An 18,723-nucleotide genomic window follows, 5' to 3' on the forward strand; every position below is an offset into this window, starting at 1 on the left:
GCGCCGTGCCCGAGCTCAGCCTGGACGAGGCGGTCGACCTCACCCGCACCGGCGACGTGTGGGTCTTCCGCGGCGGCTCCGTGGCCGACCGGGCCATCCGGACTCTCACCAACGCCCCGGTCAACCACGTCGGGATGGCCGTCGTCCTGGAGGACCTGCCGCCGCTGCTCTGGCACGCCGAGCTCGGCCGCTCGCTGCCCGACGTGTGGACCGCGCAGCACCAGCGCGGCGTCCAACTCCACGACCTCGCCGACGCCGTCCGCACCTGGCGGCAGCGCTACGGGCAGCGGGCCTGGCTGCGCCAGCTGATCGGCCCGGCCGACGACGGCGGCGTGACACCGGAGATGGCGTAAGGACCCCCCTGCCCCCCACCACTCGCAAGCTCGCGGCGGGACCCTGCAGGGGGGCCGGGCGGCTGGGTTACCGGGCGGCTGCGCCGGGGGACGTCGGCCGAGACCGTGTACTGCGCCGAGCTGGTGGCGACGACCTACACCGCCATGGGGCTGCTGGACGGCCGCCGACCGCGTAACGCCTACGACCCGGGCAGCTTCTGGTCCGGCGACGACCTGCAGCTGCTGCAGGGCGCGACGCTCGGGCCGGAGATCCCGGTCGCCGTCCCGGCGGCTCAGCCCCCGCGGCGCACCCGGTAGGACGTCTGCACCATCCCGCCGGGGAAGGTCTGTGTCCGCACGTGCTCGAGCCGCACGTCGGCCGGCAGCGGTCCGAACGGCGTGTGCCCCTCGCCGATGAGCACGGGCACCCGCGACAGCGTGAGGTCGCCGACCAGCCCGGCGGCGAGGAAGTCGTGCACGGTGCGGCCGCCGTCGACGTAGACCCGGCGGTACCCGGCGGCGGTCAGCGCGGCGACCGCCTCGTCGAACGAGCGGTGCACGGTGATGCGGGCGTCGGCGTCGGGCTCGAGCGTCGTGCTGATCACGTGCACCGGCTTCCCCCGGTAGGGCCACTCGGCCAGCGGCGCGATCACCTCGTAGGTGTTGCGGCCCATGACCAGCGCGTCGACCCCGGAGACGAACTCGGCGAACCCGAAGTCGCCGCCCTCGCCGTCGTCCGGCGCGCCGCCGGGCTCGTCGCCGCCGGTCAGCCAGCCGAGGTCGCCGTCGGGACGGGCGATGAACCCGTCGACGCTCATGCCGAGGAACACCGAACCGGTGATGGGTGCGTCCATGCCGAGAGGGTGCCCGACGGCACCGGCGGAACGGGTCCTCCGACCCCGCGGTATCTCCGGGGACTGTCGTACCTCTGGACTACACAAGGCATGCGCCACATCTCCCCGGTGTTGTACGGAGCGCGGGAGAAAGCCCAGGAGGGCACCATGTCCGAGGCCATCGTCAGCAGCACCCACCCCACCCACTGGGGCCGGCCGGACATCGTCGGCGACCTGCTCGCGGTCGCCGTCACCCCCGGCGCGGCCCCGCCCCGGGAGCTCCGCATCCGCCCCGAGCTCTACCAGCGGATGCTGACCCAGCTGCCGCCCGACGAGCGCGCCGCGGTGGTCGGCCGCCGCCTGATCGGGCCGCCCCCGGGCGTGCCGGTCGTCGTCGACCCCGAACTGCCGGCGTTCCCGGGGTTCGAGGTCGTGCGCGCCCGGCCGGAGACGCCCAGCCGGCCGCACGCCGCGGCGGCCTAGCTCACCTCGCCAGCGCGGCCTGCGTCGCGCCGATCAGGACCACCGTGTCGCCGGGCCGCTCGACGGCGTCGTCGTGGGTCACGCAGACCACGACCCGGCCGGCGAGCGCCGCGCGCAGGTCGCGCAGCAGCGCCGCGGCGGTGGGCGGGTCGAGGTGCGCGGTCGGCTCGTCGAGGAGCACGACGTCGCGGTCGGCCAGCAGCGCCCGCGCCGCGGCCAGCCGGCGCCGCTCACCGCCCGAGAGCGCGGTGCCGCCAGCCCCGACCGGGGCGTCCAGGCCCGCCGGTAGCGCGGCGAGCAGCCCGCCGAGCCCGGTGGCGTCGAGCGCCGCCCGCATCCGGGCCTCGCCGTCCGGTCCGACGAGCTCGCCCCGCGGCGCGGCCAGGGCCAGGTTGGCGCGGATGCTCGAGGCGAACACGTGCGCGTCCTGCGGCAGCCAGGCGATCCGGGAGCGGACGCCGTCCCCGGTCAGCCGCGCGGCGTCGACGCCGCCCAGCGCGTAGGTGCCCGCCCGGGGCCGCAGCGCCGCGAGGAGCACGGCGAGGAACGTCGACTTGCCGGCACCGGAGGGCCCGCGCACGACGAGCCAGCCGCCGTCCGCGTCGGCCTGCGTGGTCAGGGCGCGGAGCACGTCCGGGCCGCCGGGCCAGCCGGCGACCAGGCCGTCGGTGGACAGCACGCGCACCGGCGCGGGGACGGGGAGCGGGTCGGCGGGGTCGGCCGGCACCGGCGCGGTGAGGACGGCGTCGAGCCGGTCGCGGGCGTCGGCGAGCGTGCCGCGCCGCTGCAGCGCGGTTCCCAGCCCGGCCAGCGGCTCGGCGAGGGCCAGCGGGGCGAGCGCGACCGCAGCGATCGTCGGGCCGGTCACCCCCGCCGCGGCGCCGGCAGCCGCGGCGGCCACAGCGGCCAGCGCGGTGCCCAGGACGACGACGCCCGTGCCCAGCGCACCGGCGCGGGCGCGGGTGCGGTCGGCCGCGCTCCGGTCGGCGGCGAGCGCGGCGAGGTCGGCCGCCGTCCGCCCGGCCAGGCCGTGCGCCCGCAGGTCGGCGGCGCCCTCGAGCACGGTGGTGGTCTCGCGCAGCGCGGCCACCCGCAGCGCCGCCTCGGCCCGCGCGGCGCCGGCGTCCACCCGCCGGTGGGCGAGCAGCACCAGCGCGACGGTGACCAGCAGCACCGCCGCCGCGGCCCCCGCTGCTGCGGGGGACACCAGCGCCAGCGCGCCGACGGTCGCGGCGGTCACGGTGCCCGCAACCAGGGCCGGGGGGACGACGCGCACCGAGAGGTCCTGCACCAGGCCGACGTCGCCCACCACGCGGGCCAGCGCCGAGCCCGGCGCCCGGTCCGCCGCGATGCCCTGGGCGGCGAGCGCCCGCCAGACCCGCACGCGCAGGTCCGCGGCCAGCCGCAGCGCGGCGTCGTGCGCGGTCATCCGCTCCACCCACCGCAGCCCGGCCCGGCCCAACCCGAACGCCCGGACGCCGACGATCGCCACCAGCAGGGTGAGCACCGGCGGCATCTCGGCGGCCCGCACGATCAGCCAGCCCGAGACCGCGGTGAGCGCGACCCCGGCGCCGGCCGAGGCGGTGCCGGCGGCGACCGCGCGCAGCAGCGCCCGCCGCGGCCAGCGCAGCCCGGTGACCGTCGTGCCGGTGGATGTGGCTGCGGTCGGGGTCGGCACAGCGGTGTGTGCACGTGCTGTCGTCGGGGTGGGGTTCGGTGCGGCGATGTGCGCACCTGTCGCGGACGAGGGCTCCGGAGCCCACAGATCGACGGTGCGGTCGGCGAGGGCGGCCAGCGTCGGGTCGTGGGTGACCAGCAGGACGCTCACCGTGCCGCGCAGCCCGGCCAGCACCGCGGCCACCCGGGTGGCGGCCGCGTCGTCCAGGTGCGCCGTCGGCTCGTCGAGCAGCAGCAGCCGGGCGCCGCGGCGGACCCGGACCACGGCGCGGGCCAGCGCCACCCGCTGCAGCTCGCCGGGGGAGAGGGTGGTGCAGTCCCGGCCGGCCAGGTCGGCGGCGCCGGCCCGCGCCAGCGCCTCGACGACGAGGGCCTCGCCGACCACCTCGTCCACGCCGGGCTCGGGGCTCGCGTGCCGGCGCAGCTCGTCGGCGACGGTCGCGCCGGTGCTGCGCGGGTGCTGCGGCACGTAGCCGACGCGCCCGGCCGGGACGCCGGTCACCGTGCCGCGCACCTCCGCGGCGGGGTCGGCCAGGCCGGCGAGAACCGCGAGCAGCGTCGACTTGCCGGAGCCGCTGGTCCCGCGGAGCGCCACCAGCTCTCCGGGGCGGACGGCGAGGTCGACCGGCGGCAGCGCGGGGACGGTCCGGCCCGGGTACCGCACCGAGAGCCCGATGACCCCGACGTCGGCACCGCGCGGGTCGTCCTCGTCCACCTCGACGGCGGGGGCGGGAACCGGGGCGGCCAGCACCGCGCGGGCCTCGGCGGCGGCCAGCGCGGCGTCCTCGCCGGCGTGGTGCGCGGCACCGAGCGCGCGCAGCGGGGCGAAGGCCTCGGGCGCCAGCAGGAGGGCGGTCAGCCCGACGGCCAGGTCCAGGTCGCCGTGCACCAGCCGCAGGCCGACGGTGACCGCGACCAGCGCGACCGACAGCGTGGCCAGCAGCTCGAGCACCAGCGCGGAGAGGAAGGCCAGCCGCAGCACCGACAGGGTGCGCCGGCGGGAGCCCTCACCGAGCTCGGCGAGCGCGGCGGCCTGCTCGGCGGCGCGACCCAGGCCCACCAGCACCGGCAGCCCGCGGACCAGCTCGGCGACGTGCGCGGCGATGCGGTCCAGCGCCCGGGCGGCGGCGGTCGTGCCGTCGCGGGTGGTCAGCCCGACCAGCACCATGAACAGCGGCACCAGCGGCAGCGTGACCGCGACCAGGCCGGCCGACAGCAGGTCGGTCCAGGCGAGGACGACGAGCAGCACCGGCGGCACCACCAGCGCCTGCGCCAGCGCGGGGAGGCGGGTGGCCAGCGCGGGCCCGAGCTCGGCCAGCCGGGTCGTGGCCAGCAGCGCCGCCGGGCCGGGGCCGCCGGCCGCGGCGACCGCGGCGGGGGAGTCCGCGAGCCGGGCGGTCAGCGTCGCGCGCAGCTGCTCCTCGGCGCGCCGGCCGTCCCGCGCGGCTCCGAGCTCGCCCGCCCACCCGGCGACCGCGCGCAGCACCCCGCCCGCGACGGCGAGCAGCAGCGGGCCGGTCAGCGTGCCGTCGTCCTGACCGACCGCGCGAGCCACCGCGTCCGCCAGCCCGGCGGCGACCAGCACCAGCCCGGCGACCTGGCCGAGAGCGGCGACCGCGGCGCGGACCACCGCCCCGGTCACCCCCGGCACGCCGGCCAGCGGACCGAGCGGGCCCCGGTCCGACCTCACGCGTGCGCCCCGGCGGGCTCGCCGGACTGCGGCTCGGCGGTGAGCCGCCTGCGGAACACCCAGTAGGTCCACGCCTGGTAGCCGAGCACCACGGGCAGGCCGATCCCGGCGGCCCAGGTCATCACCGTGAGCGTGTAATCGCTGACCGAGGCGTCGGCGACCGTCACGTCGAAGGCCGGGTCGATCGTCGAGGGGACGACGACCGGGTACGCGGCGCCGAACAGCGTCGCGGCGGCCGCGGCGAGCATCGCGCCCCACGCGGCGAAGGCCTGTCCCTCGCGGCCGACCCGCAGCCGGGCCCACGCCACCAGGACGGCGAGCGCGGCGACCAGCCACAGCGCCCCGGTCACCGGCGTGCCGGACCGCAGGTGCACCAGGCCGGCCCAGGCCAGCAGCGGCAGCGCGGCCACCGGCGCCCACCGCAGCGCGAGGCGCCGGGCGGCGACCCGCAGCGGGCCGTCGGTCTTCAGCGACAGGAACACCGCGCCGTGCACCACCGAGAAGGCCAGGACGGCGACCGCGCCCAGCAGCGCCGGCCAGCCCAGCCCGGAGAACGCGCCGCCGACCCGGTTCCCCTCGGCGTCGATCGGCAGCCCGAGCGTCGTGGCCCCGAGCGCCGCGCCGATGCCGGCGGCGGCGACCAGCGAGCCGCCGGTGATGACCCGGGTCCACGTCGCGTCCCAGGCCTCGGTGGAGTGCGAGTGCCGCCACTCGAAGGCGACCGCCCGGACGATCAGGCCGAACAGCACCAGCACGAACGGCAGGTAGAGGGCCGGCAGCCAGGTGGCGTACCAGCCGGGGAAGGCGGCGAACACCGCGCCGACGGCGGTGATCAGCCAGACCTCGTTGCCGTCCCAGAGCGGGCCGATGGTGCGCAGCATGAGGTGCCGCTCGGCCGGCCGGCGGCCGAGCATCGGGAGCAGCGCGGCCACGCCGAAGTCGAAGCCCTCGAGCAGCAGGAAGCCGGTCCACAGCAGCGCGACGGCGGCGAACCACAGGGTCTGCAGGTCCACGGGTCAGCTCCTCAGTAGGCGAAGGACAGGACGTCGTCGTCGGTGTCGCGGCGGGACTCCGGCGTCCCCTCGCTCGGGGTGCCGGGGGTGGGGGCGCCGTCCCCGGTCGTGACGCCGCGGCGCACGAACCGGGTGATCAGCCACAGCTCGACGACGGCCAGCGCGCCGTAGACGAGGGTCAGCAACGACAGCGACGTCCACACCTCGGCGGCGGTGACGCCCGGGGAGACGGCCTGCGCGGTGAAGAACCACGTCTGCTCGCCGACCGAGACGTCGGGGTTGGGGTGGACGACGAAGGGCTGGCGGCCCATCTCGGTGAAGACCCACCCGGTCGCGTTGGCCACGAACGGCGCGGCGACGGCGAGCAGCGAGCCGTACACGCCGATCCGCGAGGTCGGCACCCGTCCCCTCCGCGTCGCCCACAGCGCGTAGGCGGCGACGCCGGCCGACACCGCGCCCATGCCGATCATGAGCCGGAAGCTCCAGTAGCTGACCGCCAGCAGCGGCGTGTAGTCGATCTCCTCGCCGGCCAGCGCGCCGAACCGCGACGGGTCGTCGGGGTAGGTCTCCCCGTAGACCGCGGCGTACTCCTCCTGCAGCTGGTTGACCCCCGGGACGGCGCTGGAGAAGTCGCCGTGGGCGAGGAAGGACACCAGCCCGGGGATGGTGATCGAGTGGACATCGTCGCACTCGTTGGAGCCCAGCTTGCTCCAGGCGAAGACGGAGAACGGGGCCGGCGCCTCGGTCTCGCAGAGCGCCTCGGCCGAGCTCATCTTCAGCGGCTGCTGCTCGTACATCAGCTTGCCCTGCCAGTCGCCGGTGAGGGCGACGAGGACGAACGCGGCGAGCGACACCCAGCCGCCCAGCCGCACCGACCGGCGCCAGACCATGTCGTCGACCCGCCCGCCCGAGACGTCGGTGGTCGGTTGCTCGGCCAGCTCCCGGCGGCGCAGGTGCCACAGGCCGATGCCGACCAGCAGCGCGCCGGCGACCAGCAGCGCGGCGACGATGGCGTGGCTGAAGGCGGCCAGCGCAGTGTTGTTGGTCAGGACGGCGAAGAAGTCGACCTGCACCGGGCGTCCGGTGGCGTCGTCCACCTCGACCCCGACCGGGTGCTGCATCCAGGAGTTGGCCGCGATGATGAAGTACGCGCTGACGATCGAGCCGACGACCGCCGCCCACAGCGCCGCCAGGTGCAGCTTCTTCGGGATGCGGCCCCAGCCGAAGATCCACAGGCCGAGGAAGGTCGACTCGAGGAAGAAGGCCAGCAGCGCCTCCAGCGCCAGCAGCGAGCCGAAGACGTCGCCGACGAAGCGCGAGTACTCGCTCCAGGCCAGGCCGAACTGGAACTCCTGCACCAGGCCGGTGGCCACGCCGAGCACGAAGTTGATCAGGTAGATGCGGCCCCAGAAGCGGGTCAACCGTAGCCATTCGGGCTTGTCGGTGCGCACCCAGAGGGTGTGCATGACGGCGACCAGAACCCCCAGGCCGATGGTCAGCGGGACCATCAGAAAGTGGTAGACGGTCGTGATGCCGAATTGCCAGCGCGCCACGTCCAGGACGTCCACGGCGGGCCCCTCTCCGGTCGTCGTACGATCGACGAGTTCTTTCTACGCCTCGTAGAACAGCAACTTCTACGACACGTAGAAAAGTCCGGTGTGATCCCGGGGACAGGAGGAGTCATGGCGTCGCTGGGAGACCTCGAGCGGGCGGTGATGGACCGGCTGTGGTCGGCCGGCGGGCCGCTCGCGGCCACCGAGCTGCGGGACGGCCTGGCCGACCGGGGCCTGGCGCTGACCACCGTGCACACCGTCCTGTCGCGGCTGGAGCAGAAGGGCTTCGTCGTCCACGACGAGGCCCGGCCGCGCCGGTTCCGCGCGCGCGGCACCCGTGCGGACCACGCCGCCGAGCTGATGCACGAGGTGCTCGGCCAGGCCGGCGACCGGCAGGCGGTCCTGGCCCGGTTCGTCGGCGGCGTCGACCCCGACGAGGCCCGGCTGCTGCGCGAGCTGCTGGCCGCGGCCGGTCCGGACGACGCGCCGCGCTGACCTCCGCGCCGTCCTCGTGCTGCCCGCGACCGCGGCCGCCCTCGCCGTGCTGGCCGCGCTGCTGGCGTGGCCGGTGCCGGCGCTGCTGGCCCGCGCCGGCTGGCCGCGGCGCGACCCGCTGGTGGCCCTGGTGTGCTGGCAGGCGATCGGGCTGGCCGGCGGCCTGTCGATCATCGGCGCGCTGCTCGTGCACGGCCTCGCGCCCTGGGGCCACTCGCTCCCCGAGGCGGCCTGGGCGGTGGTCGGCGGGCTCCCCGCCGAGGCGCCGGTCCGCGGGGACCACTGGGTCATGCTGACCCTGGCCGGCGTGCTCGCCACCGAGCTGGTCGGCGTCCTGCTGCTGTCCTGGGTCCGGACGGCGCGCACCCGCCGCCGGCACCGCGAGCTGCTCGAGCTCGTCGTCCAGCCGGCCTCGCTGCCGATGGCCCTGCCCGCCACCCCGCCCGACGCGCGGCTGCTCGAGCACCCCGCTCCGGTCGCCTTCTGCATCCCCGGCGCGCGACCGCTGCTGGTGCTGTCCTCCGGCATGGTCGCCGAGCTCGACGACGCCCAGCTGGCCGCCGTCGTCGCGCACGAGCGGGCGCACCTGCGCGAGCACCACCACCTGTACCTGCTGCCGTTCGTGGCGTGGGAGGCCGCGCTTCCGGTGCTGCCCGCCGCGGGCCGCGCGCACGCGGCGGTGCGCACGCTGGTGGAGATGCGCGCGGACGACGTCGCGCTCGGCTCGCTGCCAGGGCCCGCGCCGCGCCGGACGCTGGCCCAGGCGATCGTCGTCGCGGCGGGCGGGGCCGGGGGAGCGGGGGTGCCCTCCGGTGCGCTGGCGGTGACCGGCAGCGCGGTCGGCGCGCGGGTGGTGCGCCTGCTCGAGCCGCCGTCCCCACTGCCGGCGTGGGCGCGGGTGCTCGCGCTCCTGTCGGCCGGGCTGCTGCTGCTCGTCCCGACCGCCCTGCTGCTGCTCCCGGCGCTCTAGGCAGGACCGCCCCCGCGCCAGCCGACCCCCGCAGTGGCTCCTGCTGCCGTGATCATGGGCTTGTTGCTGCCTGGTGCGGCGTGCCTGCGCGTGTCGCCGGCAACAGGCCCATGATCAACCGGGGGCAGCCGACCTCCCACCCTTCTGACCCTGCCGGGCTCGCAGCGCGGGAGCAGGCTGGCGGACGTGTCCGAGACCGACGTGACCCCGTTCCGCGTGGACGTGCCCCAGGTGGAGGTCGACGACCTCGCCGAGCGGTTGCGGCGCACCCGCTGGCCGGTCGGGCAGGACCTCACCGGCGACCGCGGCATCCCGGTCGGGCGGGTGCGCGCGCTGGCCGAGCGGTGGGCGTCGGGGTGGGACTGGCGCGTGCAGGAGGCGGCGCTCGACGCCTGGCCGCAGGTGGCCACGACGGTCGACGGCACCCGCGTGCACGCCCTGCACGTGCGGTCCCGGGAGCCGGACGCCGTCCCGCTGGTGCTGCTGCACGGCTGGCCGGGCTCCGTCGTCGAGTTCCTGCGCGTGCTCGGGCCGTTGAGCGACCCGGCGGCGCACGGCGGCGACCCGGCCGACGCGGTCCACCTCGTCGTCCCCTCGCTGCCCGGGTACGGCTTCTCCGGGCCCACGCCCGACGGTGGGTGGACGCCGGCCCGGATGGCCCGGGCGATCGCCGAACTGGTCGCCCGGCTCGGGTACGACCGCTACGTCGTCCACGGCGGCGACTGGGGTGCCCACGTGGGGCGCGACCTCGCCGCCGCCGACGCGGCCCACGTCGCCGGGCTGCACGTGACCATGGCACCGGGACCGCCCGCGGAGGGCGACCCGGCCGCCGAGGAGAAGGCGGCGCGCTACGCCCGCGAGCTGTCCGGGTACGCCAAGCTGCAGGGCACCCGCCCGCTGTCCCTGGCGCCCGCGCTGACCGACTCGCCGGCCGGGCTGCTCGCCTGGATCGCCGAGCGGTTCGCCGAGTGGACCGACCCGGCGAGCGAGATCGACGTCGACCAGCTGCTGACCAACGTCGCCGTCTACTGGTTCACCCGCACTGGGCCGTCGTCGGCCCAGCTCTACTGGGAGCGCGCGCACGCGCCGACGCCGGGCTGGTCGCGGCACGTGCCGACCGGCGTGGCGGTGCTCCCGCACGACCTCTTCCGGCCGCCGCGCGCGGCGGTGGAGCGGGTGGTCGACCTCGTCTCGTGGACCGAGTTCGACCGCGGCGGCCACTTCGCGGCGATGGAGGTCCCCGACCTGCTGGTCGAGGAGCTGCGCCGGTTCGTGCGCGCGGTCGCCCGATGAGCGAGGTCGGCCGCCCGGACCTCCTCGCGCTACCGGCGTCCTGACTCCCGCCGGTGCTCCGACCGTGGCGCGACGGCCGGAGCCAGGACGGCGTACCCCGCCGCGACCGCTCCGCTGATCAGCGCCGCTCTCCGGTGGGGCGCCGAGCGCGTCAGCGGCACCATGCTCGCCGCGTGCAGCAGGTCCACCGCCGACCCGACGCGGACGATCCGGGCATCCGGAACGGCCAGGACGGCGCCGTGCTGGAGCGCCAGCCGGGCGCCCAGCAGCGGGACCGCCCAGCGCCGGGACCGGGGCAGCTCGGGGCACAGGGCGTCGACGACCCGCCCCGGCGCGGCGAGCAAGGTGAGCCCCCAGACGGCTCCCGCTCCCGCGAGCAGTCGGGTGATCCGGCGGCGCCGGTCGTCCACGGTCATGGTCGTCTCCACTCCTCCGCGGGGTCCGGTCGGGATTTCGTGCTCTGCTCACCAGTGTGGGCAGAGCACGACCTCTCCGGGAGAGCGCGGGAGTCCGGTCAGGCGGCGCTGACCGCGGCCCGGCGGCCGGAGGGGACGGCGGTGGTCGCGTCCGCGTTGCCCGGCAGCGGGGCGAACCGGCGCAGCCGCAGGCTGTTGGTCACCACGAACACCGAGCTGAACGCCATCGCGGCACCCGCGATCATCGGGTTCAGCAGCCCGGCCATGGCCAGCGGGATCGCCGCGACGTTGTAGGCGAACGCCCAGAACAGGTTGCCCTTGATCACCGCGAGGGTGTGGCGGGCAAGCCGGATGGCGTCGGCCGCCGCGCGCAGGTCGCCGCGCACCAGGGTGAGGTCGGAGGCCTGGATCGCCACGTCGGTGCCGGTGCCCATCGCCAGCCCGAGGTCGGCCTGCGCCAGCGCCGCGGCGTCGTTGACCCCGTCGCCGACCATCGCCACGACCCGGCCCTCGCCCTGCAGCCGGCGGACGACGTCGACCTTGTCCTGCGGCAGCACCTCGGCGACCACCTCGTCGATGCCGACCTCGGCGGCGACCGCCCGGGTCACCGTCGCGTTGTCGCCGGTCAGCAGCACCGGGTGCAGCCCCAGGTCGCGCAGCTGGCGGACCGCCTCGGCCGAGGTCGGCTTCACCGCGTCCGCGACGGCGAGCACCCCGCGGGCGACGCCGTCCCACGCGACGAGCACGGCGGTCCGTCCGGCCGCCTCCGCCGCAGCCTGCGCCCGGGTGAGCTCCGCCGGGACGTCGACGCCGGCGAGCAGGCCGGCCCGGCCGACGAGCACCGCCGTCCCGTCGACGACGCCGCGCACGCCGAGGCCGGCCTCGTTGCCGAAGCCGGTGACCGGCCGCAGCGGCCCGGTGCGCTCGGCCGCCGCGGCGGCGATCGCCCGGGCGACCGGGTGCTCGGAGCCGGCCTCGACCGCGCCGGCCAGCGCCAGCACCCGGTCGGCGTCCGCGCCGTCCGCGGGGACGACGTCGTGCAGGGTCATCCGGCCGGTGGTGACCGTGCCGGTCTTGTCCAGCACCACCGTGTCGACGGCGCGGGTGGACTCCAGCACCTCTGGACCCTTGATGAGGATGCCGAGCTGCGCGCCGCGGCCCGTGCCGACCATGAGCGCGGTCGGCGTGGCCAGCCCCAGCGCGCACGGGCAGGCGATGATGAGCACCGCGACCGCCGCGGTGAACGCGGCGGGCAGTCCGGCCGACGCGCCGATCCAGAAGCCGAGCGTCGCGACGGCCAGCGCCAGCACGACCGGCACGAAGACGCCGGACACCCGGTCGGCCAGCCGCTGCACCTCGGCCTTGCCGTTCTGTGCCTCCTCGACCAGCTGCGCCATCTGCGCCAGCTGCGTCTCCGAGCCCACGCGCGTGGCCCGCACGACCAGCCGGCCGCCGGCGTTCACGGTGGCGCCGACGACCGTGTCACCGGGAGCCACCTCCACCGGCACCGACTCGCCCGTGAGCATCGAGGCGTCGACGGCGGAGGCGCCCTCGGTCACCACGCCGTCCGCGGCGACCTTCTCCCCGGGCCGGACGACGAACAGGTCGCCGACCGCCAGCCGGTCGACCGGCATCCTGGTCTCGGTGCCGCCGCGCAGCACCGTGACCTCCTTGGCGCCGAGCTCCAGCAGCGCGCGCAGCGCCGCCCCGGCCCGGCGCTTGGAGCGGGCCTCGACGTACCGCCCGGCCAGCAGGAACGTGGTCACGCCGGCCGCGGCCTCGAGGTAGACGTTGGCGCTGCCGTCGGTGCGGGCGATGGTGAGCTCGAACGGGTGCGTCATGCCGGGCTCGCCGGCGGTGCCCAGGAACAGCGCGTACAGCGACCAGAGGAACGCCGCGCCGGTGCCGAGGGAGACCAGCGTGTCCATCGTCGCCGCGCCGTGCCGCAGGTTGGTCCACGTGGCGCGGTGGAACGGCAGCCCGCCCCACACGACGACCGGCGCGGCCAGCGTGAGCGACAGCCACTGCCAGTACTCGAACTGCAGCGCCGGGACCATCGCCATCGCGACCACCGGCACGGTGAGGAGGGTCGACACCAGCAGCCGCTGCCGTTGAAGAACCCCGTCTGCGGCCCCCTCTCGGGCACCGCCCCGAGCCTGCGAGGGGTGGGGAGGAGGGGGTCCTTCTGGGGGCCGGAGGTGGGCGGTGTAGCCGGTCCTCTCGACCGTGGCGATCAGGTCGTCGGTCGTGACGTCCCCGCCGAAGGCGACCCGCGCCTTCTCGGTGGCGTAGTTGACCGTCGCCGTGACGCCGTCCATCCGGTTGAGCTTCTTCTCGACGCGGGTGGCGCACGACGCGCAGGTCATGCCGCCGATCAGCAGCTCGACCTCGCCGGTGCGGACGTCGGGGGTGCTCATGCTGGGGTCTCCTCAGCCGCCGTGCCCGTGACCGGCCGGCTCGTCGGCCGCCGTCCCGGTGGCCTGCACCGTGAAGGCGGCGGTGTGCACGGCGTCGCCGTGCCGGAAGTCGAGGAACAGCCGGTAGGTGCCGGCCGACGGCGCGGTCGCGGCGAAGCCGACGTGCGGGCCGGGCGCCGGGGCGACGTGCTCGTCCTCGACGGGGTGCACGTGCAGGTACTCGAGGTCCCCCTCGCGCAGCGCGACCAGGTGGCCGTACGCCCCCAGGTAGGGCTGCAGGTCGGTGACCGGGCGGCCGTCGCGGCTGACGCCGAAGGTCAGCTCGGACTCCCCGCCGGGAGTGAGCTCCCCGGTCAGGACGACGGTGTAGCCGTCGACCTCGGCCACCGGGGCGGGCTCGGGCAGCGGCCGGGGGTCGTAGGTGCCGGCCACCTGCAGGTCGGCGGTCAGCGCGAGGTCCTCACCGGCGGCGGCCGGCGTGGTGTCGGCGACCAGGTGCCAGCTGCCGGGGGTGAGGGTGAGCGGCGCCCGCCACGTGCCGTCGGCGCCCAGGTCGGGGTGCACGTGCTGGTAGCCGGACAGGTCGGTGCGGACGGCGACCAGGTGCAGGTCCTCGCCGTGGTCCGGCGTGTAGCCGGTCACCGGGGCGCCGTCGGGGCCGAGGACGCGGAACACCACGGTCGTCGTCCCGGCGGCGGGCTGCTCCTCCAGGACGTCGAGGACGTAGCCGGTGCCGGCGTCCACCGCGGGGCCCGGGGCCGGCGCGGCTGCGGCGGGGTGCGTCCCGGGCGCGCCCACCGGGCCGATCGCCGCGCCGACGCCCACCGCCGCCGCGAAGACGGCGCCGAGGCCGGCGGCGACGACGGCAAGCCTGACCGGGGTCCGCACGGGGCGCCGCCTCAGCCCGTGACCTGGTAGCCGGCCTCCTCGACGGCGGCGCGCACGGCGGCCTCGTCGACGGGCTCGGTGCTGGTGACGGTCAGGCCGCCGCCGGCCAGGTCGACGTCGACGGCCGTGACCCCGGGGACGGCGCCGACCTCCTCGGTGACGGCGTTCACGCAGTGGCCGCAGGTCATGCCCGTGACGGTGTAGGTGGCGGTGCTCATGGGTTCCTTCCAGGAGTGGGTCGGGCGGGTGTGAGAGCGCAGCTCAGGACCGGACGAGGCGGGCGATCGCCTCGGTGGCCTCGCGGACCTTCTCGTCGGCCTCGCGACCGCCCGCCTGGGCGGCCTGGACGACGCAGTGCGACAGGTGCTCCTCGACCAGGCCGAGGGCGACCGACTGCAGCGCCTTCGTCATCGCCGAGACCTGGGTGAGGATGTCGATGCAGTACTTCTCGTCCTCGACCATCCGCTGCAGCCCGCGGGCCTGCCCCTCGATGCGGCGCAACCGCTTGAGGTAGTCGTCCTTGCGGTGGATGTAGCCGTGCTGGCCACTGCTCTCCACGGGTGTCCTCCCGACGCGTCCGGTGGGCGCTCCGAGGAAAACCATACCCCCCTAGGGCATTTGGCGCCGAGCGTCGTGCCTCACCGGTCCGCGTCCCGCGCCCGCAGCCGGTCCACCGCGGCCTGCAGCCGCTCGGAGTCGGCGCGGGCGTCGGCCAGCTCGTCCTGCAGGCCCAGGATCACCTCGGCGGAGGCCAGCGTGTGGCCGTCGTCGAGCAGGCCGCGCAGCCGCGCGGCGAGGGCCAGCTGGTGGCGGGAGTAGCGGCGGTGGCCGCCGGGGGAGCGGTGCGGCTGGAGGACGCCGGCGGTGTCGAGGCTGCGCAGGAAGGCCGCCTGGACGCCGAGCAGCGCGGCGGCCTGGCTCATGGTCAGCGCGGGGAAGTCCGGGTCGTCGAGACGGCCGACCGGATCGCCGTCGCGGGGCGCGGATGCGGTCATGCCGGTCCTCCGGGGGCTGCGGGGGCACGGGGCCCGATGAGCGCGAGGGCCGGGTCCGCGTGGACCCGGCCCTCGGAGAGTCGCCGCCGCTCAGCTCTCGACGGACCTGCGCTCGGACGACTCGCCCTCGATGGTGCGCCCCTCGACGGCGGTCGGGGTGTCGGCGCGGGTGACGTTGATCTTGCGGGCCCGCGCCTTCTCCGCGACCGGGATGCTCAGCGTGAGCACGCCGTCGTGGTAGTGCGCCTCGAGCCGGTCGGTGTCCAGGCTGCGGCCGAGGACGAGCTGCCGGGTGTAGCTGCCGTACGGCCGCTCGGCGATCGCCCACTCGGCGTTCTCCAGCTGCGGCACCGAGCGCTCCGCGGTGACGGTCAGCGTGGTGCCCTCGACCTGCAGGTCGATCGAGCCGGGGTCGACGCCGGGCAGGTCGAAGTGGGCGACGAAGTTGTCGCCGACGCGGTAGGCGTCCATCGGCATGCCCGACAGCGGGCGGGCGGTCAGCCCGCCGCCCCGGCCGGTCAGCTGGTCGAGCGCCCGGAAGGCGGCGTTCGTGGCGGCGAACGGGTCGTAGGCGGTCAGCATGGCCATCGCTGTGTCAACCTCCTGGAGTTCGTGTCGGTGTGTTCGCTGCCCGAGGTGAACCTCTAGTGGCAACTGGAGATTACCTCATGCGGATGCCAGAGTAAACATCCATCGCGTAAATTCGTTCGGCCGTGCCAGGCCTCCCCGCCCGCGGGACCGGACCGGGGTGCCCGATGCACCGCTCCGCGCGTGAGCGGCCGCTCCCCGGGGCAGGAGACGGCCGTGGACGACACCAGCGCCTCCCGAGCGCACGGGGAACCGGAGCGGCAGCGGCACGGCGACGTGGAGCCGGAGGTGGGCACCGACCTCGACGGCGACGTCGCGACCCTCACCGTCGGCGGCGAGCTGACCGAGGCGGCCCGGCGGCCACTGGTGCGGACGATGACCGACCTGATGCTCGGCCGTCCGGACCTGCGGCGGGTTCGCCTGGACCTCCGCGCCGCCACGTACCTCAACTCGGCCGGCATGGCCGTGCTGGTGCAGCTGCAGAAGCTCGGCCAGCCGCGCGGCGTGGAGGTCGTGCTGGTCGCCCCGCCGACGGAGGTCGCCCGGCCGCTGCAGCTGTCCGGTCTGTGGTTGCGCTTCCCGGTCGAGGAGTACGAGTCGGTGGAGGACGACCGGGTCGACCGGGAGGGCGGCCCCGGCTGAGAGCCGGTGTCGCGGCGAGCGTGCCGCGATGGGCCTCCTAGCCTGACCGGGTGCCGTCGAGTCCCGCCCACAGCCACGGTCCCGATCCGGACGCGCCACCGCCGAGCCCGGAGGTCCTGACCCGGAGGCGGCGCGCGGTCTGGCTGATGCTCCTGCTGCTCGTGCCGGTGGGCCTGGCCACGGTCGTCGGGCTGGTGGTGCTCTGGCCTGGCGACGAGCCGACCCGCGCCGAGCAGGCCGCCGAGCTGTACCTCCCGCCGGGGACCACCTATCCCGAGGGGCAGGTCTCGAGGGTCGAGCCGTTCGACTGCTCGTTCCCCGGCGGGGAGGGGCAGCCGGCACAGCAGCTGACCTGCGCCACCGTCGTCGTCCAGGTGCTCGACGGGGTCGGCGCCGGGGAGTTCCAGGAGCTCGAGCTCCCTGCGGAGGTGTACGCAGCCGGGATCGCCGAGGGGGACGTCCTCGTGCTCACCCGGGACGCCGGGGCGGAGGGCGCCGGCCTGTACGCGTTCTACGACTACGAACGGGATGTGCCGATCGTCGCCCTGACCGTCGCCTTCGCCGTCGTCACCGTGGCCGTCGCCCGGCTGCGGGGGCTGGCCGCCCTGGTCGGCCTGGCGTTCGCGTTCTTCCTGATGCTGCAGTTCCTGCTGCCCGGCCTGCTGGGCGACTCCTCGCCCACGCTGGTGAGCCTGGTCGGCTCGGCGGCGATCATGTTCGTCGTCCTCTACCTGGCGCACGGGTTCTCGGCCCGGACGACGACGGCGCTGGTGGGCACCCTCTTCGGGCTGGCGCTGGTCGCCGTCCTCGGCGCGGTGGCCGTGGCCACGGCGCGGCTGACCGGCCTGACGAGCGAGGAGACGGTGCGGCTGCAGACCTATGACCCGGCCATCGACTTCTCCGGCCTGGTGCTCGCCGGGGTGGTCGTCGCCGGGCTCGGCGTGCTCAACGACGTGACGATCACGCAGGCCTCGGCGATCTGGCAGCTGCACGAGGTCGATCCGGGGATGACCTGGCGGGAGCTCTACCGCCGCGGGATGGCCGTCGGCCGCGACCACATCGCCTCGACGGTCTACACGATCGTCTTCGCCTACGCGGGCGCCTCGCTGCCGCTGCTGATGCTGTTCGAGGTCTACGCCCAGCCGTGGGACGTCGTCCTGACCTCGTCGGCGCTGGCCGAGGAGGTCATCCGCACGCTGGTCGGCTCGATCGCGCTGGTGCTCGCCGTCCCGGTGACGACGGCGGCCGGCGCCTTCTTCGCCAAGGCCGCCGGCAGCCGGGCGGGCGCGGCGACCGACCAGCGGCTGACCGCCCTGCGCGCCCGCTTCGCCCGGTGAGCCACGCTGTGCCGGTGACCGCCGACCTGCTCGACGCCGCCCGCGCCGCCCCGGGCTTCATGCCCGACGACGAGGGGACGGCGCTGTACGAGGCCGCCCGGGCGGTCGCGGTCCCCGGTCCGCTGCTGGAGGTCGGCAGCTGGATGGGGAGGTCGGCGCTGTACCTGGCCGCCGCGGCCCGCGAGACCGGCCGCCAGGTGGTCACCGTCGACCACCACCGCGGCTCGGAGGAGCACCAGCCCGGCTGGGAGTACCACGACCCGACGCTGGTCGACCCCGCCGTCGGCCTGCTCGACACCCTGCCGCGGTTCCGCCGGACGATCGCCGACGCCGGCGCGGAGGACGTCGTCATCGCAGTGGTGGCGCGCTCGGAGGTGCTGGCGCCGCTGTGGGCGACCCCGCTCGCGCTGCTGTTCCTCGACGGCAGCCACACCGAGGAGTCCGCCCGCCGCGACCAGGACGCCTGGGTGGCCAAGCTGGCCGTCGGCGGCACGCTGGCGATCCACGACGTCTTCCCCGACCCGGCCGATGGCGGCCAGGCGCCCTACGGGGTCTACCGGCGGGTGGTCGCGTCGGGGGAGTTCACCGAGCTGCCCGGCACCGGGTCGCTGCGGCTTCTGGGCCGGACGTCGTCCCCTCGGTGATCAGTCGTCCCCTCGGTGATCATCGGCATCCGGCTGCCGCCGCCGGCGTGTCGAGCAGCCACTCGCCGATGATCAGCGGGAGCGCGAGCATGGCGCCGTGACCGCCGCCGACGAGCTGGCTCGCGCCAGGGTGGGGACGCTCGCCCGGATCGACGTCCTGGTCCGTGAGTTCGACGAGGTCGTCGACGCGTCGCGGCAGTCCAACGCCGACGACGAGCACGACCCCGAGGGCGCCACCATCGCGTTCGAGCGCCAGCAGGTGGCGGCCCTGCTGGACTCCGCGCGGCGGCGGCTGGCCGACATCGACGACGCGCTGGCCCGCGTCGAGGCCGGCGAGTACGGGACGTGCGCGACCTGCAGGCGCCCGATCGCCCCTGAGCGGCTGGCCGCCCGCCCCTCGACCCGCACCTGCATCGCCTGCGCCTCCTGAGGGAGGACGCCGTCCTCCCCGCTCCCG

At 76.1% G+C, this 18,723-nt stretch carries 21 protein-coding genes; 10 read left to right on the plus strand and 11 right to left on the minus strand.

All coding sequences use genetic code 11. The features are described from left to right. Positions 1 to 5: 5 nt before the first annotated feature. Both BLW63_RS27760 and BLW63_RS27765 read left to right on the plus strand, forming a co-directional pair. Positions 6 to 353: a hypothetical protein gene (locus BLW63_RS27760; RefSeq protein WP_244522345.1), complete on the plus strand. Its 348-nt coding sequence runs from the start codon at positions 6 to 8 to the stop codon at positions 351 to 353. A 105-nt stretch (positions 354 to 458) separates the two neighbouring features. Continuing rightward, positions 459 to 650: a hypothetical protein gene (locus BLW63_RS27765; RefSeq protein WP_244522346.1), complete on the plus strand. Its 192-nt coding sequence runs from the start codon at positions 459 to 461 to the stop codon at positions 648 to 650. Here BLW63_RS27765 and BLW63_RS04245 read toward each other — a convergent pair. Next, positions 626 to 1,186 (minus strand): dihydrofolate reductase family protein, encoded by a 561-nt coding sequence (locus tag BLW63_RS04245; RefSeq protein WP_091151803.1) that lies wholly within the window; start codon positions 1,184 to 1,186, stop codon positions 626 to 628. The two genes, BLW63_RS27765 and BLW63_RS04245, sit on opposite strands and share 25 nt — an antisense overlap. 147 nt (positions 1,187 to 1,333) lie before the next feature. On the opposite strand from BLW63_RS04245, the gene BLW63_RS04250 reads away from it, so the two are divergent. Then, a complete protein-coding gene (locus BLW63_RS04250) occupies positions 1,334 to 1,648 on the plus strand; it encodes a hypothetical protein (RefSeq protein WP_091151805.1) in 315 nt (104 codons plus the stop codon). Position 1,649: 1 nt separating this feature from the next. Here BLW63_RS04250 and cydC read toward each other — a convergent pair whose 3' ends face one another. The 3 genes from cydC to BLW63_RS04265 are packed head-to-tail and all read right to left on the minus strand — an operon-like array spanning position 1,650 to position 7,596. After that, positions 1,650 to 4,976 (minus strand): thiol reductant ABC exporter subunit CydC, encoded by a 3,327-nt coding sequence (gene cydC, locus BLW63_RS04255; RefSeq protein WP_244522347.1) that lies wholly within the window; start codon positions 4,974 to 4,976, stop codon positions 1,650 to 1,652. 35 nt (positions 4,977 to 5,011) lie between these two features. Then, on the minus strand, positions 5,012 to 6,028 hold the full coding sequence (cydB, locus tag BLW63_RS04260; RefSeq protein ID WP_091151808.1) for a cytochrome d ubiquinol oxidase subunit II: 1,017 nt from the start codon (positions 6,026 to 6,028) through the stop codon (positions 5,012 to 5,014). A gap of 11 nt (positions 6,029 to 6,039) precedes the next feature. Further along, on the minus strand, positions 6,040 to 7,596 hold the full coding sequence (locus BLW63_RS04265) for a cytochrome ubiquinol oxidase subunit I (protein WP_091151810.1): 1,557 nt from the start codon (positions 7,594 to 7,596) through the stop codon (positions 6,040 to 6,042). Between the two features lie 114 nt (positions 7,597 to 7,710). Here BLW63_RS04265 and BLW63_RS04270 point away from each other — a divergent pair, with 114 nt between their 5' ends. The 3 genes from BLW63_RS04270 to BLW63_RS04280 all read left to right on the plus strand — a co-directional run bounded on the left by BLW63_RS04270 (position 7,711) and on the right by BLW63_RS04280 (position 10,339). Next, a complete protein-coding gene (locus tag BLW63_RS04270) occupies positions 7,711 to 8,076 on the plus strand; it encodes a BlaI/MecI/CopY family transcriptional regulator (protein WP_091151812.1) in 366 nt (121 codons plus the stop codon). Between the two features lie 16 nt (positions 8,077 to 8,092). Further along, positions 8,093 to 9,046: a M56 family metallopeptidase gene (locus BLW63_RS04275; RefSeq protein ID WP_091151815.1), complete on the plus strand. Its 954-nt coding sequence runs from the start codon at positions 8,093 to 8,095 to the stop codon at positions 9,044 to 9,046. 186 nt (positions 9,047 to 9,232) lie between these two features. Further along, positions 9,233 to 10,339: an epoxide hydrolase family protein gene (locus tag BLW63_RS04280; RefSeq protein WP_091151817.1), complete on the plus strand. Its 1,107-nt coding sequence runs from the start codon at positions 9,233 to 9,235 to the stop codon at positions 10,337 to 10,339. Positions 10,340 to 10,368: 29 nt separating this feature from the next. On the opposite strand, the gene BLW63_RS04285 is transcribed toward BLW63_RS04280, so the two are convergent. From BLW63_RS04285 to BLW63_RS04315, 7 genes are all read right to left on the minus strand, one after another. Continuing rightward, positions 10,369 to 10,755 carry a hypothetical protein gene (locus BLW63_RS04285; RefSeq protein ID WP_091151820.1) on the minus strand — a complete coding sequence of 129 codons (387 nt, stop codon included), beginning with the start codon at positions 10,753 to 10,755 and terminating at the stop codon, positions 10,369 to 10,371. 98 nt (positions 10,756 to 10,853) lie between these two features. Beyond that, positions 10,854 to 13,172: a heavy metal translocating P-type ATPase gene (locus tag BLW63_RS04290; protein ID WP_091151822.1), complete on the minus strand. Its 2,319-nt coding sequence runs from the start codon at positions 13,170 to 13,172 to the stop codon at positions 10,854 to 10,856. A gap of 12 nt (positions 13,173 to 13,184) precedes the next feature. Beyond that, positions 13,185 to 14,060, minus strand: a complete 876-nt coding sequence (locus tag BLW63_RS04295) for a hypothetical protein (RefSeq protein WP_091151824.1) — start codon at positions 14,058 to 14,060, stop codon at positions 13,185 to 13,187. An 11-nt stretch (positions 14,061 to 14,071) separates the two neighbouring features. Beyond that, entirely contained in the window at positions 14,072 to 14,278 is a 207-nt protein-coding gene (locus BLW63_RS04300; protein WP_091151826.1) for a heavy-metal-associated domain-containing protein, read from the minus strand. Between the two features lie 43 nt (positions 14,279 to 14,321). Further along, a complete protein-coding gene (locus tag BLW63_RS04305; protein WP_091151828.1) occupies positions 14,322 to 14,618 on the minus strand; it encodes a metal-sensitive transcriptional regulator in 297 nt (98 codons plus the stop codon). Between the two features lie 80 nt (positions 14,619 to 14,698). Then, positions 14,699 to 15,055 carry a helix-turn-helix domain-containing protein gene (locus tag BLW63_RS04310; protein WP_091151830.1) on the minus strand — a complete coding sequence of 119 codons (357 nt, stop codon included), beginning with the start codon at positions 15,053 to 15,055 and terminating at the stop codon, positions 14,699 to 14,701. A 90-nt stretch (positions 15,056 to 15,145) separates the two neighbouring features. Then, positions 15,146 to 15,643 (minus strand): Hsp20/alpha crystallin family protein, encoded by a 498-nt coding sequence (locus BLW63_RS04315; RefSeq protein ID WP_091151833.1) that lies wholly within the window; start codon positions 15,641 to 15,643, stop codon positions 15,146 to 15,148. A 216-nt stretch (positions 15,644 to 15,859) separates the two neighbouring features. Between BLW63_RS04315 and BLW63_RS04320 the strand changes: the two genes are divergently transcribed. The 4 genes from BLW63_RS04320 (at position 15,860) to BLW63_RS04335 (ending at position 18,696) form a co-directional block, all read left to right on the plus strand. Continuing rightward, complete coding sequence (locus BLW63_RS04320; RefSeq protein WP_091151834.1) at positions 15,860 to 16,285, plus strand: STAS domain-containing protein; 426 nt, start codon at positions 15,860 to 15,862, stop codon at positions 16,283 to 16,285. A 146-nt stretch (positions 16,286 to 16,431) separates the two neighbouring features. Beyond that, the gene (locus BLW63_RS04325) at positions 16,432 to 17,622 is read left to right on the plus strand and encodes a YibE/F family protein (protein WP_244522348.1); all 1,191 of its coding nucleotides are present in this window, start codon (positions 16,432 to 16,434) and stop codon (positions 17,620 to 17,622) included. 14 nt (positions 17,623 to 17,636) lie between these two features. After that, complete coding sequence (locus BLW63_RS04330; RefSeq protein WP_091152251.1) at positions 17,637 to 18,266, plus strand: class I SAM-dependent methyltransferase; 630 nt, start codon at positions 17,637 to 17,639, stop codon at positions 18,264 to 18,266. Between the two features lie 97 nt (positions 18,267 to 18,363). Then, positions 18,364 to 18,696, plus strand: a complete 333-nt coding sequence (locus BLW63_RS04335) for a TraR/DksA family transcriptional regulator (RefSeq protein WP_091151838.1) — start codon at positions 18,364 to 18,366, stop codon at positions 18,694 to 18,696. The last annotated feature ends 27 nt before the right edge of the window (positions 18,697 to 18,723 follow it).

Source organism: Geodermatophilus africanus, from assembly GCF_900107105.1.
Classification (GTDB): Bacteria; Actinomycetota; Actinomycetes; order Mycobacteriales; family Geodermatophilaceae; genus Geodermatophilus; species Geodermatophilus africanus.

Coding starts and splice junctions, on each gene's coding strand:
- BLW63_RS04250 (WP_091151805.1), top strand. CDS start 1,334: ATGTCCGAGGCCATCGTCAGCAGCACCCACCCCACCCACTGGGGCCGG.
- BLW63_RS04285 (WP_091151820.1), bottom strand. CDS start 10,755: ATGACCGTGGACGACCGGCGCCGCCGGATCACCCGACTGCTCGCGGGA.
- BLW63_RS04300 (WP_091151826.1), bottom strand. CDS start 14,278: ATGAGCACCGCCACCTACACCGTCACGGGCATGACCTGCGGCCACTGC.
- BLW63_RS04315 (WP_091151833.1), bottom strand. CDS start 15,643: ATGGCCATGCTGACCGCCTACGACCCGTTCGCCGCCACGAACGCCGCC.
- BLW63_RS04245 (WP_091151803.1), bottom strand. CDS start 1,186: ATGGACGCACCCATCACCGGTTCGGTGTTCCTCGGCATGAGCGTCGAC.
- BLW63_RS04310 (WP_091151830.1), bottom strand. CDS start 15,055: ATGACCGCATCCGCGCCCCGCGACGGCGATCCGGTCGGCCGTCTCGAC.
- BLW63_RS04290 (WP_091151822.1), bottom strand. CDS start 13,172: ATGAGCACCCCCGACGTCCGCACCGGCGAGGTCGAGCTGCTGATCGGC.
- BLW63_RS04325 (WP_244522348.1), top strand. CDS start 16,432: ATGCTCCTGCTGCTCGTGCCGGTGGGCCTGGCCACGGTCGTCGGGCTG.
- BLW63_RS04270 (WP_091151812.1), top strand. CDS start 7,711: ATGGCGTCGCTGGGAGACCTCGAGCGGGCGGTGATGGACCGGCTGTGG.